The following is a 15471-nucleotide window of genomic DNA, read 5'->3' on the forward strand; positions in this document are numbered from 1 at the left end:
TTACTATCTATCCTGCGAATTTTTATCTAAAAAAGATATTTTAATACTATTTACAAAATCATCGTTTGTTCTGGTCTGCATAAGTTTATTAATTAAAATCTCAGTAACCTCTGCAGTTCCCATATTGCTCATAGCCTTTCTTATAGCCCAGACACTTTCAAGCTCTTTTTGGCTGAGAAGAAGCTCCTCACGTCTGGTTCCCGACTTATTAATATCGATTGCAGGAAAGATTCTCTTTTCAGATAACTTCCTATCCAGATGTAGTTCCATGTTACCTGTTCCTTTAAATTCCTCAAAGATAACATCGTCCATTCTGCTTCCTGTTTCAATGAGCGCAGTGGCCATAATTGTCAAGCTACCGCCATTTTCAATATTTCTTGCCGCTCCGAAAAATCTCTTTGGCTTATGAAGTGCACCCGGGTCCAAACCTCCGGACAATGTTCTTCCTGTTGGTGGAATAGTAAGGTTATATGCCCTTGCCAGTCTTGTTATACTATCCAGAAGAATGACAACATCTTTCTTTTGTTCAACAAGACGTTGAGCTCTCTCAAGCACCATTTCCGCAACCTTTATATGATGTTCTGGAACCTCGTCAAAGGTAGAATAAATTACCTCTCCCTTTATAGAACGCTGCATATCGGTTACTTCTTCAGGTCTTTCGTCAATAAGCAGAACTATTAGCTCGGCTTCAGGGTAGTTAATTGTGATTGCATTTGCAATTTTTTTCAAAAGTATTGTTTTACCCGCTTTTGGGGGAGAAACAATCATTCCTCTCTGGCCTTTTCCAATTGGAGCTATAAGATCTATAAGCCTTGTTGAAAATTCTCTAGGTGAAGTTTCAAGAGTAATTCTGTTATCAGGATATATAGGTGTTAAGTACTCAAACGCAACTCTCTTGGACGCAACATCGGGAGTGTCTCCGTTAATTGACTGTACATACAATAATGCCTGAAATTTTTCCCCTTCTTTTGGAATCCTGCCTTTTCCCCTTAGCTTATCACCGGTTTTAAGACCAAAACGTCTTATTTGTGAAGGTGATACGTAAACATCTTTAGGGCCAGACAGATAGTTTTCACTTCTTAAAAAACCATAACCGTCCGGTAATACTTCAAGTACTCCTTCTACAGGATCATCACTTTCTATTTTTTCACTACCTTGCGGTTGTTGAATCTGAGGTGAAATAACCTGAGGCTGGGATGGTGTTGGTTGCTGAGGCTGAACCTGCTGTGGCTGCTGATTTAATGGCATACGCTGCGGTTCCGATGAGATATCAGACTTGACGTTTGTGTTTGTATACGGTCTGATTTGCCTGTGCTGTTGTCTATTATCCTGCCTTGCTGAAGGCTGATCTTCCTTTTTGTATATTTGAGGTTTCGAATCCTTTTCAACTTTCCCTTGTATCTTTTCATCAGAAACGTTTTTGGGCTGTTCTATCGTTTGCTCCGGCTTTAATCTGCTGTTTTTCCTGTGTGGTATGTTATCTGCCGAATTGTTTCCTTTGTCTTGGGCTGAAACTTCTGATGTGTTTGATGTGTTTGATAATAATTTATTTTCAGTAACCGGGGGTTCGCTAGAAGGTTGAACATCCTTTTTCCGTCCTCTGCTATGAGGCTTTTTCTCGATATTTTTTGTTTCCAGATGCTTTAATGTGTCAGACAATCTGTCCGGTTTATCACTTTGTTCTGGTACGGAATTTGGATTTTTACCCTGGTTATCCTGACCTGTAACGCTAGTAAGTAAATCTGATACACCGGTATTCTCCGGCTTGTCCATTGATTTCGATGCCTTGCTCGGCCTTCCTCTCCGGGATTTTCTTAAGACAGGAACCTCCTCTGAAGCTTCTTTGGACCTTTCTTCGCTTGCTTGAGTTTCTATTGTATTCGCAGCTGGTTCAGCCGTTTTAATTTCTTCAGAAACAACTTCTTCCACAATATCATCAGATTTAAGTTTTTTGGAGTTTTCACTAAGCAGTTCTACCAACTCACTCTTCTTATATTTGGATATATTTTTCATCCCCAGCATTTTTGCAATATATCTCAAATCTTCTAACGTTTTTGACTGTAAATTAATTTGGTCCATAATTCACCACCTTATAAAATCTTTTACTATTTAGACCATTAAAAAGTAAGGAAAATATTTTCACGAAAATCTTTATAGAAAATCAAACTACTTCTTCCGTTTTCTAGAGGAGAATTTTTGAATATCCCACAAAAATCATTATATCAAAAGTGTAAATACATGTCAATGTTATTAAAATTTACTAACATGGAAAATAGTCTCAGCCCCGCTATGTAGGTATATTAACCTGATTGGTTTTCACTTTTGACCTGAGGAAATAAAATTCGCCCTTAAGTAATTATTGCCATTATGTAAGTTTTAATTCATATTGCCTTTATATCTTTAAATATTTCTCCTTATAGAACTTTTCCGGGAGTAGTTTACGTAATATAAAAAGTCATAAAATGTTAACAATCGTCATTTTGTCCTTTATTGTTCAGAAATTTTAAAATGATAGACATAATAATTCATAAATAATATAGTATATATATTTATTCCGGGTTGTTGCACATATCGTTTGCTATTTGTATTTCAAATATACATGTTATTATGTATACAGAATCTGATAGTGTATTAATTTAATTGATTGAATGTTATAATTATCAAAGTTATACGGTGTAATTTAAATATACGTAAAGGAATGGAAAAATGAATTTAGGAGAAGTTTGCATAGAAACAAATGATGTTGTTAAAATTGCTGATTTCTACAGAAATATCTTAGGTATTTCTTCTGATTGTAAGGACGAAGTACATCAATTTGTGATTACAGAAGGTACTACCTTGAGTGTTTACAATAACGGAAAAGCAAAAAATAACCAAAATGAAAATATAAGCTTAGCTTTTACTGTTGATGATGTAGATGAAGAATATAAAAGATTACTGAATTTAGGAATACATATTATTGATACTCCACAATTACAGCCATGGGGAGCAAAAAATATGCATTTTTGCGATCCCGACGGCAATCACATATATTTTAGAAGTTTGCCAAAGAGTGTTTAGACTAATGTGTGTTGTTTAGGTACAGCTTATCTTTTGACATGAAAAAACCCTTCAAAATAATATTTTGAAGGGTTTGGAGCTGGCGGACGGAATCGAACCCCCGACCTGCTGATTACAAGTCAGCTGCTCTACCTGCTGAGCTACACCAGCGTCTTTTCTGTATCAAAGCAGTTTATTACTGCCCTTGACACTATGATAGTATAACAGGGGAAAACTTATGTGTCAACACTTTTTGACAAGAAAATTTGTCCAGTTAACTGTCAAAAAATCAATGTCAAAGGTCTTGATATTCAAAAACTTTTTTTGCAAAGGAGACTCTTGATTAGTAAGTATATTTTTTATTTTAACACTAAAAAAGCAATTATCGTAAAATGATAACTGCTTTTGGTGGGAACTATAGGGCTCGAACCTATGACCCTCTGCTTGTAAGGCAGATGCTCTCCCAGCTGAGCTAAGCTCCCTCATGCATGAATTATTATAAACTTATCATTATAAAATGTCAATAATTTTTAAACTGATTTCTTTTGTTATATTTTTACTGTTTTTTTGATTGGAAAATTGTATAATTTATATGTATTACAAGTTTTAAACGTAAGATATTAAATTTAGGAGAGTGAATTATGATTCCTACACCACATATCAATGTAAGCGAACATGGTATTATCGCTGAAACAGTATTAATGCCGGGAGATCCTCTTCGTGCCAAATTTATAGCGGAAACCTATTTGGAAAGCCCGGTTCAATTTAATTCCGTTAGAAATATGTTCGGATATACCGGTACTTATAAAGGCAAAAAAATCTCCGTAATGGGATCGGGAATGGGTATGCCCTCAATCGGAATATACTCATATGAATTGTTAAACTTCTATGGAGTTAAGAACATTATCAGGATTGGTTCCTGCGGGGCTATTCAAGAGGATGTAAAAATCAGAGATATAATTATCGGAATGTCTGCATCTACCACATCCAACTATGCTTCCCAATATAACTTACCAGGAACTTATGCTCCCACTGCATCCTGGCCCTTAATGAAAAAGGCTTTGGAAATTGCAGAGAATAAAGCAATACCGGTAAAGGTTGGAAATATTTTATCTTCTGATATATTTTATGATGATGAACCAGAGGTTTGGAAAAGGTGGGCCAGAATGGGTGTTCTGGCAATAGAAATGGAAGCTGCTGCATTATACATGAATGCAGCTCGTGCCGGAGCAAATGCCATATGCATATTGACCGTATCTGACTCTCTTGTTTCACATGAGGCAACCTCAGCCGAGGAACGTCAGACATCTTTTACCAATATGATGGAAATTGCACTAGAATTAGCATAGCAAAATTTATAAATGAGAGCCTGTCCCATTATATATGGGTAGGCTCTTATTTATAAATTTTTTGTTACATTTAAATATTTCTACTTTTATCTACTTTAATATTTAGATTTAGTTTGATATAATCGTTTTCGTGTTTTAAAGTCAGCAAAAATCTGTACAATAATACTTTGCGGGTAAATATTTTTCAAAATTTACCTGTTACTTTAGTAAGACGATAAACATGAAACATACGGCTGCAGGTATTATATTACACAGAAAAGAGCTATCTTGCTTTGTTCTGACTTAAATAATAACAGGAAGCTGGGTAAATATGAAAAATATAAGAAATAATTTAATCTTCTTTTTTTTGGTTGCAGTAATAAGTGCTGTAGATATATTTTATAACGGTAATGGTTTTGTCCAATTGGCTTTAGTTCTACTGGCTTCAACCGTAGTTTTCTATATGCCTGCTATTAAATTCAATATTAACAGACTTACATTTATTATTCTTTTTGGCGCAAACCTAATTGTTTTAACAATGTCACTAACTCACAGAATATATCTTTTAAATATGCTGTTCCTTTCATATCTTTTATGGAGTATTATTACCCCAAAGCTTCAGCATTTTAAATTATTGTTCTCGATAACGTTTTTGCTTTCGTTTATTTCCGTGTATGCTGTATCTTTACTTGACTTCAGTGTACCTATTTTTGTTATGGCACTTTATCCCGTATATGTATTTGGCTCCATGGTAAATGGAAAAAATATTATCAAATCAAAAAAAATATGGGCATTTGCTCTTTTGAACTTGGCAATATCGTCTTTTGGGTTGGCAGTTTTTCTATTTAAATCACTTGGCCGATCAATTATTGATAGTGTACTTTTAATAAATATAGTCAAGATGGGTGCCTTAACGGCTGTTTACTTGCCATTTATAGCACTTTTTTCTATATGGTTTGCTATATCTGCAAATATGATTTTCCGTATGCTTATATCAAAGTTCTCAAACGGTAGTACCGCTTTTGATCTTTCAGATTTTATTAAACCTGTAGTAAGTCTCATATCATTCTTTGCAGTTTCCGGTATTGCAACCTTTATCTGCGAGTTTTCAATAAGGCAGAATCTAAAGGAAACTATCAAGGATGTGCTTGACCCTAATCTGATGTTTAATATATTAGTTTTATGCGGTATTTATCTGTGCTTGACAGCATTGTTAGGTAAAGGTATTCCTAAAATTATCATTGGAATTGTAACAATTTTCCTTACAGTTGCCAACTATATTAAGTTCACATATTTTGATGAACCTTTTTATCCATGGGATTTATACCTGATTCGTAATTTAATCGGTATATCAAGAGAATACCTCAGTATACCCATTATAATTGCTGTTGTTGCCGCAATTGGAATCCTAGTGTATCTTGTAATACATTTCAGAAAGGCTATAGGCAGATATCTGAAACCTAAACTTTCTTTATTCCTGCTTCCTTTTGCCGCCCTATTTTTCCTGCTGAATTCCGTAATTCTTACAAATACACCTTTGTCAATACAGCTGGGAATACAGAAGTCATGGTATATCGGTAAAGATGAAATAATGGCTAACGGAATGTTTGCTCAGAACTATTTCTACCTTACAGAGCTTGATAAGTACCTTAATCCTAAGCCTCAAGGGTACAACGAAAATACAATGGCTGAGATTAATGAGAAATACGGCAAAACAGGCGAAAGTGTAGCCGCCTCTGCCGTTGTTTCAAAAGAAAAGCCTAACGTTATCATGATTATGAGCGAAAGCTTTTGGGATATAACCAAGCTGAATGATTTAAAATTCAGCAAGGATATCGTAGAAAATACTCATAAATACCAAAAGGGGCAGATTGCAGCTCCTATTATCGGTGGCGGAACTGCAAACAGTGAATTTGAAGCGCTCACTGGGATGTCAATCTCTTCTTTAAGCCCAGGTATTATTGTTTACAATGCTTATCTCAGGACAGAAACACCAAGTATTGCATCTGTTTTAAAGGACAACGGCTACAGCACAACTGCTATCCACCCAAATTATGGTTGGTTTTATAACAGAGATAAAGTATATAATTATTTTGGATTTGATAATTTCTACGATGTTGATAAATTCAGCCTCAGTTCCCAGTGCAAAGGACCGTATATTTCGGACTATGCCTTAGTTGACAAGATTATGGATACTTTGAATTCCTCTGATAAGCCCGCATTTATTTTTGGGGTTTCTATGCAGAATCATGACCCCTATATTGATAAATACAGTTCTCATGATGTAACTGTGGAATCAGGTAAACTGAACGACCAACAGAAGAATATCGTAGGTAATTTTGCTCAGGGTATTTATGACGCCGATCAATCTCTTGGAAAACTTATACAAGAGTTGAAAAAGAGTAAAAAGCCTACATTGGTATATTTCTTTGGAGATCATGCCCCCAGACTTGGAAGTCTGAATGATTTCTACAAGGTATATGATCTTCTGGGTACTGATGACAGATCAGCTCAAGATCAAAATTTAGAAAAGCTTAAATATTACACAACTCCGTTTGCTGCATGGTCAAACTTTAAAGAGATTGATTCCTTCTCCGAAATTGTTTCGCCATCTCATATAGCGTACAAGATTTTGCAGGATGCCGGTGTTAAATATCCTAATTATTTTAATATACTGCCTGAGCTAGAGAATAGCTTCCCTGTTCTCCATCAGCAAACTATAAATACAGTTGACAATAACAACCAACTTATTAAGGATTATCGCTTAATCCAGTACGATCTTTTATTTGGAAATAAATACTTGAAATAGACATAATAAGACCGTGATTTACCGTTAAAAAGCTCGAATTTTGGTGTATAATAGTATTTGACTTATTTTTACATAACAGTATAATATTATGGTGTAGAGAGAGGTCATATATATGTGTTATTTGTCTTATTCGGTTTTAGTTCCGATAATATCACTTATAATTTTGTTAACTTACGCAGTTACTACCTCCTGTGTTTTTATCATAAAGCGTAATAATAGCAATCGACGGTTTTATTTACTATTAAATATTGTACTTATACTTTGGTCTTTGTCGTTTGTATTTTTTTCGAGTTCTCCTGACAAAGAAGCTGCTCTTATGTGGTATAAGGTAGGTGCTATAGGGTTTTGTACATATAATATTTTGTCAATTAACATTGTATCAATACTTAATGACGGGCCGCAGAAAACAAAATTGACTGTACCCGTCATATTTTCGTTGTGCATTCCTATAGCGATACTGTTCCTTTTTGACGACTTGAGTTATATTTCCATCTACAAAAGCAACGGGATTTGGTTGTACTCCTTTAAAACACCCGATCCGTGGTTTTTACCTTGCTTCTTGTTTATTGGAATACTTTTGTATGTAAATTTGAAATCAACTGAGCTGAAGTCTGTTATTACGCACGCTCTGCTTCAAACAGTTCCTATAAGTATTGGAATTGTTACAAATATTATAATACCTTTTTTCAGTAGAAACATATCACCGACTCTTGTACATACTGCTGTTATTATATATTCTATTGCTTTAAATATTATATTTGCCAAACAAAGTCTGACCATGACATCGGCTTCAATTTCAGCCAAACAGATTATTTCAAAATTGTCTGATATGGTTATTATTACTGACACAAAGGGTAAAATAGTGGAGGTCAATGATAGTCTTAAAGAGCTCTCTGGATATTCTTATTCTGAGCTTTTGGAAAAAGATATTTGTACTTTGTTTTCACCCAAAATATGCTCGGATAAATCAAGCGTAAAGGTATCAGGCTATAAAATCTTAACCAAGGAGAATCACACAATACCCGTCAATATGTCTATATCCCAGATTTATTCCGATGATAAGACGATTATAATCGGAACTGCATATGTATTGCAGGATATGAGTAATGTACTCAGTCTTGCGGAGAAAGTGGCAGAGGAAGCTGCTGTTACAAAGGTTGCCACTCAGGCAAATGATAAACTAAAAGAATTGGACAAGCTTAAAACTGATTTTCTGTGTAATGTTTCTCATGAGCTTAGAACACCTTTAAATCTTATGGTTAGCAGCCTTAAACTTTCAGCCCTTAAAATCAGTCAGAACCACGGCGTGCCGGACACAGCACTGATGCACAAGCATTTTCATATAATGAACCAGAATTGTTTCAGACTGACGAGAATTATTAATAATATTATAGATATTACCAAGATAGATGCTGGGTCTTTGGAACTGAACCTATCCAACAACAATATTGTTGATGTTGTAGAGGAAACTGTCCTGTCGGTAGCATCTCATATTAAAGATAAGGGTATTACCCTGATATTCGATACGGATGTGGAAGAAAAGTTTCTAGCTTGTGACCCTGACCAAATACAGAGAATTCTTCTGAATTTAATTTCTAATGCCGTAAAGTTTAATAGCAGCGGAAGAGAAATTTATGTAAGTATTGCAGACTCTGATGATAATGTAAAAATATCAGTAAAGGATAACGGAATCGGTATCTCTTTGGAAAATCAACCATTGATTTTTGATAGGTTTATTCAAGTGGATAAGTCCCTTACCCGACAACATGAAGGAAGTGGAATGGGATTGACTATCACAAAGTATCTGGTAGAACTGCACAAGGGTACCATAACTCTTGAAAGCGAGCCCAACAAGGGTAGTACTTTTACAATCACACTGCCTGTATATCTTGTACCGAAAAGTGCAAGCAAAAATGTGCCTACGCTGCTTACTCTAAATGAGAAAGTAAACATAGAGTTTTCAGATGTCTACTAAACCATGAAATAGGGTTATATAGTATTATTCTTCCTTATGCCGTATTACTTTGAATTTCTTAATTGAATAGTCCTCGTTTAGTCTAATACCTGCCTTATCAAGTGCAATGGATAGCTGTTCTTCAACGGTATCTATTCCCTCCAGATCAGGAAGCAAAAGGCCCGTTTTACCTTTACTTCTCACTATAACTCCATATTCTGCCGGATTCAACTCATCCTTTTGTGCAGGTTCAGGTACCGTTAATACATCCACTGAGAAATCGATATCCATCAGTTCTTGAAAATCTACCTCATAAAATCTGGGATCATTGGTGCCTGCCTCTATTGCATTACGCAGAATCTCCAAAGCAATACTCTCGGTTACAGGAAAAATTGTTCCTATGCAGCCTCTAAGTTCACCATTTTTTTTGAGAGATACGAAAATACCCCTCTTTTCTTTTTTCATTTCTTCAGTAACATACTCAGGTAAACTATTCAATTCATTGCCTGTTGTAAGGTAAGTTGTGAGGCTCTCTCTGGCAAGCCTTACATATGGATCGGAATGTAGGGTTTTTCTCTCGTATGCCTCTTTACGTATTGTTTCAAGATCAATTAATTTGGACGTATCTTCGGACAGTATATTAAATTTCATAATTCCATAGCCTACACCAAATGTTCCCTCGTAACTAAGCAAGTCTCCTTTAAACTTTCTGCCTTCCAATGTTCCAAGCATCACTGCGGCCGAACGTCTTCCACATTCTTCCGCATTGCAGATAACATTTTTGTCTATACTGAAGACCCTTTTCACATCCCCTTCTTGCAATGCTTCAAGGAATTCCTTGTCAAATTCCTCACCGGAAGGATCATATCCGTATGGCCCTTCTTCACTAAGCCTGTGTGATAAATCCCCACTGGCAATAAAGACTGCATTTTCATTCAAATCTTCAACTGCTTTATTTATTAAAACTCCCAGCCTGTACAATTCGATGTCGCTAAGAGGTGCATAGGTTATGTGTACAAGCTTGTAGTTATTATAATGTTTGTTTACAAAGTAAAGGGGAACTAATGTACCATGGTCTATGGACACTGATGTACCATATTTTTTCATAAGCTGAGTTGTTGCTAGTAAGGCCGGTATCCCTTCATTTTGTGCCAAATCATATATTTTTTGTGTTAACTTCTTCTGAATCGTCAGCTTCAAGGATACATCGGGTACACCGAATTTTTTCATGCTGCCGGACATCTCATTTTCATAACTCAGGACAATTGCATCCTGAAACATTGTTCCGTGTGGGGTTACGATAATAATTGTATCCGGTGCCTTTTTTGCAATATCTTTCCCAATAGCCTCCATACTTTCAGATGTTCTTCTGATTTTTTGTTCTTCGCCTCTTCCCACCTCCGGTAATACAATGGGCGGATGAGGTAAGAGATAGTATCCTTTTAAGCTCACACAAATCACCTCTGTATTTTTTTAGTTTACCTGTATAGATTCACGGTATAAAGGCATACTCATACACCTTGGCCCTCCCCGGCCCCTGGATAATTCATAGGAATCAAACTCCAGTACCTCAATATGGTTTTTTCTTAAAGCGTTATTGGTAACAATATTTCGGTTATAGCATACAACCTTGCCCGGAGATACTGCCAAAGTGTTACTTCCGTCACTCCATTGCTCACGGCTGGCGGCAATAGGGTCTCCATCTCCGCATCTTATAAGATTTACAGCCGGCAGCTTCAAATATTCCTTTAACACATCAGATAAGTCCTTGTGCTCGTATTTTATTTTCAATTGATTTTTTTCTCCCCTTGTTATGCTGTACACATCAAGAGGATCTTCTATCCCCGGATATATGGTGAACTGGTCGTAATCAACCATTGTGAATACAGTGTCTAGATGCATATATGCTCTTGTTTTTGGAATATCAAATGCCAGCACTGTATCAATTGGTTCCTTTGAACTGAGGAGATTATATGCCAGTCTTTCAACTGCTACCGGACTTGTTCTGTCACTTATTCCTATAGCCAGAACCTTTTCCGACAGAACAAGTATGTCGCCTCCCTCTATAGGGTGTGTCTTATCTCTGTTATACCATCTGGGTACATTCCTAAATCCGGGATGGTAATTGAAAATGTATTTTGCAAAAAGTGTTTCTCTGTTACGGGTTTCATTTGCCATTACATTTAGAGAAATACCTCTTCCGATTGATGCAAAGGGATCTCGTTGAAAGTATAAATTTGGTATAGGATCAAGGTAAAACGGATATGCATTCTTCACCATATCACCCAATTCTTTTGGTTTTATATGTTTCAGATCCTCCTGTCTTATACCCGCTATACATTTATTTATGAGTTCTTTTGGGGATAAATCATCAAGATATTCCAATATTGCCTCCTGAAGGCCTTCTGTAACAGCCTTGCCCTCTATCATAAGCTCTTTTAGAAATTCTCTTCGGATATCCGGATTTCCTAATATATCTGCCATTAAATCCGTAAGATATATAACTTCCACACCCTCATTTCTGAGTATGTCTGCAAACTGGTTATGCTCTCTGCGTGCTTGCTCCAGATATACTATTTCGTCGAAAAGGAGCCTTCTCAGATAATCAGGAACGATATTTTCTACCTCTTCACCAGGGCAGTGAAGGAGTACAGATTTTAATTTTCCTATTTCACTGTAAACATTAATAGTATGAGTTTCTGAAGACATGAATATCCTCCATTGTAAATATGTTTCTAGTCTATAGTTTCCTTATTTTACTGCCATTATTCTTTTGCATATATTTATATTGACGCTAATACGGTTGTTTGTTACACTTAAAATATTACAAGATATTACAGGAAAAGAGTAATTATATGGTAATTTCTCATAATATGAGTTCCCTTAATTCTTACAACGCTTACAATAGTTTAAATATTGAAAAGTCAAAGTCTGTAAAAAAATTAGTCTCAGGTCTGAGAATTAACAATGCAAGTGATGACTCTGCAGGCTTAGCAATATCTGAGAAGATGCGTTCTAAGATCAGGGGACTGGACCAGGCTCAAAGAAATATACAGGACGGGATTTCATTAATTCAGACAGTAGACGGAGCCTTGTCCTCAATAGGAAACTCCCTGATAAGGATGAAGGAACTTGCCATAAAAGCTTCAAACGGGGTATTAAGCTATTCAGACCGCCAATCCGTTCAAGAAGAAATAACACAGCTTTACCTCGGAATAGAGGATATTGCCGACAATACAGAATTTAATAAAATTAAACTTCTTGACGGCTCAAATGTAAAAAACACTCCCGGTACAGAAGAATTTATTGAAGTACAAACAGCTCTCAGCGATCCTAATATGCGCCTTGCGGCAATTATATTTGATTACACCAGAAATCTTTCCCAAAGTCTGGCTGTAGGTATTGTTAATTTCCCTACTAACTTTAATTCCCCCTACAATGCAATGTTTACATTTGAAAACCCTCCCTCAAATCCTAATTTTATATATAGCCCTTTAGGTGAAGATACTAATTCAACTATAGAGAATATGATAAAGACAGTGGAGGATTTAAAAAATGATACAAGTGGTGACCCTATAAAAACAGCACAAAAGAAGTTTCTAATTGACAATAATATTAGCCTTACCCGATATGGAATTGATGTTCTTGTTATGAAACACAGTACTAATACCAATTTTACATACCAGGCAGGAGGGCCTGACGGCAGCGGAGTCAGCAATGGAACCACGTGGGTAGAAAAGGGGTGGACTGCTGATTTTGTTTACCATGAGTTAAAGACTACACCACCGTCTTCATCCGGCACTCCGGTAATTTTACAGGTAGGGCCTGATATGGGAGATATCTTTAAAATAGAATTACCCAATGCCGAACCTGAAAATTTAGGATTAAAAGGTACTGATGTAACAAACCAGTACAATGCACAAGCTGCCGTCTCTAAGATTGACAAAGCCATGAGTACCATATTGTCCCAACGCTCAAAGTTTGGTGCTTATAATAATGCCTTGGAATATACCTTCAGCAATGTGTTAAACAGCGGTCTAAATCTCACTTCCGCAGAATCAAGAATAAGAGATACCGATATGGCATTGGAATATTCCAAGTATATAAAATACAGCATCTTGCAAGAATCTGCGCAAATGCTACTAAAACAGGCAAACCACTCTAAAGAAGGGGTCTTGTATTTACTCAATTTTTAAGAATATATATCCGAAAACTCAACATTTATCTTTTCAACGTTTGTTCTGCTTATAACAGCTCTGTTAGCAGAAATAGACTCATCATGGATTACCTTTACCGGAAGCTCCATGTATACTTGGCTTCCATGCCCCTCTATACTGCTTATTTTAATAATACCTCCATGCATCTCTACCAGAGTTTTGACAAGAGATAATCCTATACCGCTGCCTTCTCTGTTTCTTGTTAATGTTTTATCAACCTGTCCAAACCTTTCAAAAATGGTTTCAAGCTTATCCTTTGGTATACCTATACCTGTATCCCTGACAGATATAGAAATCCGGTCGCCCCTGTCACTCATGCTGATTAAAATACTCCCACCCTTATCAGTAAACTTTATGGAGTTTGAGAGGAGGTTAAGAATAATTCTTTCTATTTTATCAGCATCAACTGCAATTATTTTTTCTTCACAATCAGTATCAAAAGTAATACTAAGACCTCGGTTCTCAACGTAGTCCGCAACGGAAAGCGTAATCTCTTCAACTACGTTTACTATATTCTGATTGCACAGGTTTAACTTTAAAAAACCGGAATCGAATTTTGAAAGGTCAATCAGATTGTTTACAAGTCTTAGAAGTCTATAACAATTTTGTTTCATCACTTTATGATATTTATTCAGATTTTCTTCAAAGGTGTACGGTAGCTCGAAATCGTGGGGTAAGTTTAAAATCTGTATTGCCCCGAGTATAACGTTTAATGGAGTTTTAAGTTCATGTGAAATATTGGAGAAAAACTCTGTTAGCAACTTATTGTATTCTTTCGTCTCATTTAGTACCCTCTCATTGTCCCTTATATCGCTTTTGAGCTTGCTAATCTGCTTTCTTGAGCTAATATCCTTTAGTATACTGATATTTGAAAGCTTGCCCTGATATACCAATAGGTCGCTGGTTGACTCAAGGTCAATTACATGCCCCTTGCGTGACATTATTTTATACTCATATTGTACAGGTGAAGTCTGTCCTAAATAAGACGTCTCCATGTGTTTCCTGACAAGTGTCCTATCATCAGGATGAACAAAACTCATTAGCTCCATTCCAATTAGCTCACCGGAATTATAGGCTCCAAAAATTTTTTCTGCCCGGTCATTTGCAAAAATTAACTTACCTTCACTGGTTACAATTATGGCGTCGCTGGAGTTATTTATTATAAGCTCGTAGCATTTATCATTTTTGACAAGCATATCTTCTATCATCATTCGCTGCTGCTGTTCCTGTTTTAATTGATTATCAATATTATTTATTCTATCAAACAATATGTTGTAAGGCCGTTTTAGACCTGTCTCAATTATTGCTTTATAAAGGAAAAAATAAGACAATACCCGTACTATATGAGACCAGACATTTGTCCAGTCGGAGGGATTAAAAAAATCAGTAAACAGAAGTTCGGAGAATGCCATCAAAATTAAATGGAACTCCATATTAAAGAAAAGCTTAAAATCAATGTTTTTTCTCTTTCTAAAGTATAATATGGCTACAAACAAAATTATTACGGTAATTACTAATTCACTAATAATTTTAAATCGTGTTAGTCCATGCCCTGCAACATAACAAGCAGGAAACACCTTGAAGTAGAGTATTGCTGCAATAACCCCGCAGCTAGCCAGAAAGTATGCTAGAAATATCAGCCACGTCCTGAATTTATTCAAATTTTTATAAAGCAGCAAAGTGGAACCCAGAAGTGTAAATGCCGTCATATACCTTCCGGACATCCAGAATTGCACAACTCTGCTTTGGTCGCCGGTTTTAAATATTATTGATACCCCGGAATATATAAATATATGGAACATATCAATAATACCGATAAAGAAATACCCGATACCTAAAAATACAATAAAGTTGTTTTTTAACATGCTGCTTGTATTAATAGAAATAAAAAACAATCCAAAAGATATTACACATACAAACAACTCTGCTGAAGTGTGAAACAATAAGTGGTAGGAATACCGTGTTAAATACAGAAATATTAAAAATACAGCGAAAAGGAATACTTCCATAATTGATTCCTTTCTGATATGCTTTGTTTCTGTATTAACTCCTTGAACATAAAAGTTCCTAACTAATTTCATAAGACACCCCCGAATTATTAATTATATAATATAGTGATTTGCT

The 15471-nt window shown here is 35.8% G+C and carries 9 protein-coding genes and 2 tRNA genes; 5 read left to right on the plus strand and 6 right to left on the minus strand.

Going from position 1 to position 15471, the window contains the following annotated elements; genetic code table 11:
• Positions 1-3: 3 nt before the first annotated feature.
• Positions 4-2079: a transcription termination factor Rho gene (gene rho, locus CLO1100_RS19180; RefSeq protein ID WP_014315430.1), complete on the minus strand. Its 2076-nt coding sequence runs from the start codon at positions 2077-2079 to the stop codon at positions 4-6.
• Positions 2080-2706: 627 nt separating this feature from the next.
• Between rho and CLO1100_RS19185 the strand changes: the two genes are divergently transcribed.
• Positions 2707-3060, plus strand: coding sequence for a VOC family protein (locus CLO1100_RS19185; RefSeq protein WP_014315431.1), 354 nt, complete (start codon positions 2707-2709; stop codon positions 3058-3060).
• A 74-nt stretch (positions 3061-3134) separates the two neighbouring features.
• On the opposite strand, the gene CLO1100_RS19190 is transcribed toward CLO1100_RS19185, so the two are convergent.
• A tRNA-Thr gene (locus CLO1100_RS19190) sits at positions 3135-3210 on the minus strand.
• Positions 3211-3445: 235 nt separating this feature from the next.
• Positions 3446-3521: transfer RNA gene (locus CLO1100_RS19195), tRNA-Val, on the minus strand.
• Between the two features lie 159 nt (positions 3522-3680).
• On the opposite strand from CLO1100_RS19195, the gene deoD reads away from it, so the two are divergent.
• The 3 genes from deoD (at position 3681) to CLO1100_RS19210 (ending at position 9151) form a co-directional block, all read left to right on the plus strand.
• Positions 3681-4388 carry a purine-nucleoside phosphorylase gene (gene deoD / locus CLO1100_RS19200; protein ID WP_014315432.1) on the plus strand — a complete coding sequence of 236 codons (708 nt, stop codon included), beginning with the start codon at positions 3681-3683 and terminating at the stop codon, positions 4386-4388.
• Between the two features lie 310 nt (positions 4389-4698).
• Positions 4699-7176, plus strand: coding sequence for an LTA synthase family protein (locus CLO1100_RS19205; protein ID WP_014315433.1), 2478 nt, complete (start codon positions 4699-4701; stop codon positions 7174-7176).
• Between the two features lie 316 nt (positions 7177-7492).
• Positions 7493-9151, plus strand: coding sequence for a PAS domain-containing sensor histidine kinase (locus CLO1100_RS19210; RefSeq protein WP_242836636.1), 1659 nt, complete (start codon positions 7493-7495; stop codon positions 9149-9151).
• 24 nt (positions 9152-9175) lie between these two features.
• Here CLO1100_RS19210 and amrA read toward each other — a convergent pair whose 3' ends face one another.
• Both amrA and arcA read right to left on the minus strand, forming a co-directional pair.
• Positions 9176-10582: an AmmeMemoRadiSam system protein A gene (gene amrA, locus CLO1100_RS19215; RefSeq protein ID WP_014315435.1), complete on the minus strand. Its 1407-nt coding sequence runs from the start codon at positions 10580-10582 to the stop codon at positions 9176-9178.
• A gap of 21 nt (positions 10583-10603) precedes the next feature.
• Positions 10604-11839: an arginine deiminase gene (gene arcA / locus CLO1100_RS19220; RefSeq protein ID WP_014315436.1), complete on the minus strand. Its 1236-nt coding sequence runs from the start codon at positions 11837-11839 to the stop codon at positions 10604-10606.
• Positions 11840-11985: 146 nt separating this feature from the next.
• Here arcA and CLO1100_RS19225 point away from each other — a divergent pair, with 146 nt between their 5' ends.
• Positions 11986-13326 carry a flagellin gene (locus CLO1100_RS19225; RefSeq protein WP_014315437.1) on the plus strand — a complete coding sequence of 447 codons (1341 nt, stop codon included), beginning with the start codon at positions 11986-11988 and terminating at the stop codon, positions 13324-13326.
• Here the strand turns inward: CLO1100_RS19225 and CLO1100_RS19230 are convergent.
• Positions 13323-15428 carry an MASE3 domain-containing protein gene (locus CLO1100_RS19230; protein ID WP_014315438.1) on the minus strand — a complete coding sequence of 702 codons (2106 nt, stop codon included), beginning with the start codon at positions 15426-15428 and terminating at the stop codon, positions 13323-13325. The genes CLO1100_RS19225 and CLO1100_RS19230 overlap by 4 nt on opposite strands.
• Positions 15429-15471 lie beyond the last annotated feature (43 nt).

The sequence above is a fragment of the Clostridium sp. BNL1100 genome, assembly GCF_000244875.1.
In the GTDB taxonomy this organism is placed as follows: domain Bacteria; phylum Bacillota; class Clostridia; order Acetivibrionales; family DSM-1351; genus Ruminiclostridium.

What these genes read in the sequence shown, in the direction of transcription:
- rho (WP_014315430.1), bottom strand. Translation starts at nt 2,079, where the DNA reads ATGGACCAAATTAATTTACAGTCAAAAACGTTAGAAGATTTGAGATAT.
- CLO1100_RS19185 (WP_014315431.1), top strand. Translation starts at nt 2,707, where the DNA reads ATGAATTTAGGAGAAGTTTGCATAGAAACAAATGATGTTGTTAAAATT.
- deoD (WP_014315432.1), top strand. Translation starts at nt 3,681, where the DNA reads ATGATTCCTACACCACATATCAATGTAAGCGAACATGGTATTATCGCT.
- CLO1100_RS19205 (WP_014315433.1), top strand. Translation starts at nt 4,699, where the DNA reads ATGAAAAATATAAGAAATAATTTAATCTTCTTTTTTTTGGTTGCAGTA.
- CLO1100_RS19210 (WP_242836636.1), top strand. Translation starts at nt 7,493, where the DNA reads ATGTGGTATAAGGTAGGTGCTATAGGGTTTTGTACATATAATATTTTG.
- arcA (WP_014315436.1), bottom strand. Translation starts at nt 11,839, where the DNA reads ATGTCTTCAGAAACTCATACTATTAATGTTTACAGTGAAATAGGAAAA.
- CLO1100_RS19225 (WP_014315437.1), top strand. Translation starts at nt 11,986, where the DNA reads ATGGTAATTTCTCATAATATGAGTTCCCTTAATTCTTACAACGCTTAC.
- CLO1100_RS19230 (WP_014315438.1), bottom strand. Translation starts at nt 15,428, where the DNA reads ATGAAATTAGTTAGGAACTTTTATGTTCAAGGAGTTAATACAGAAACA.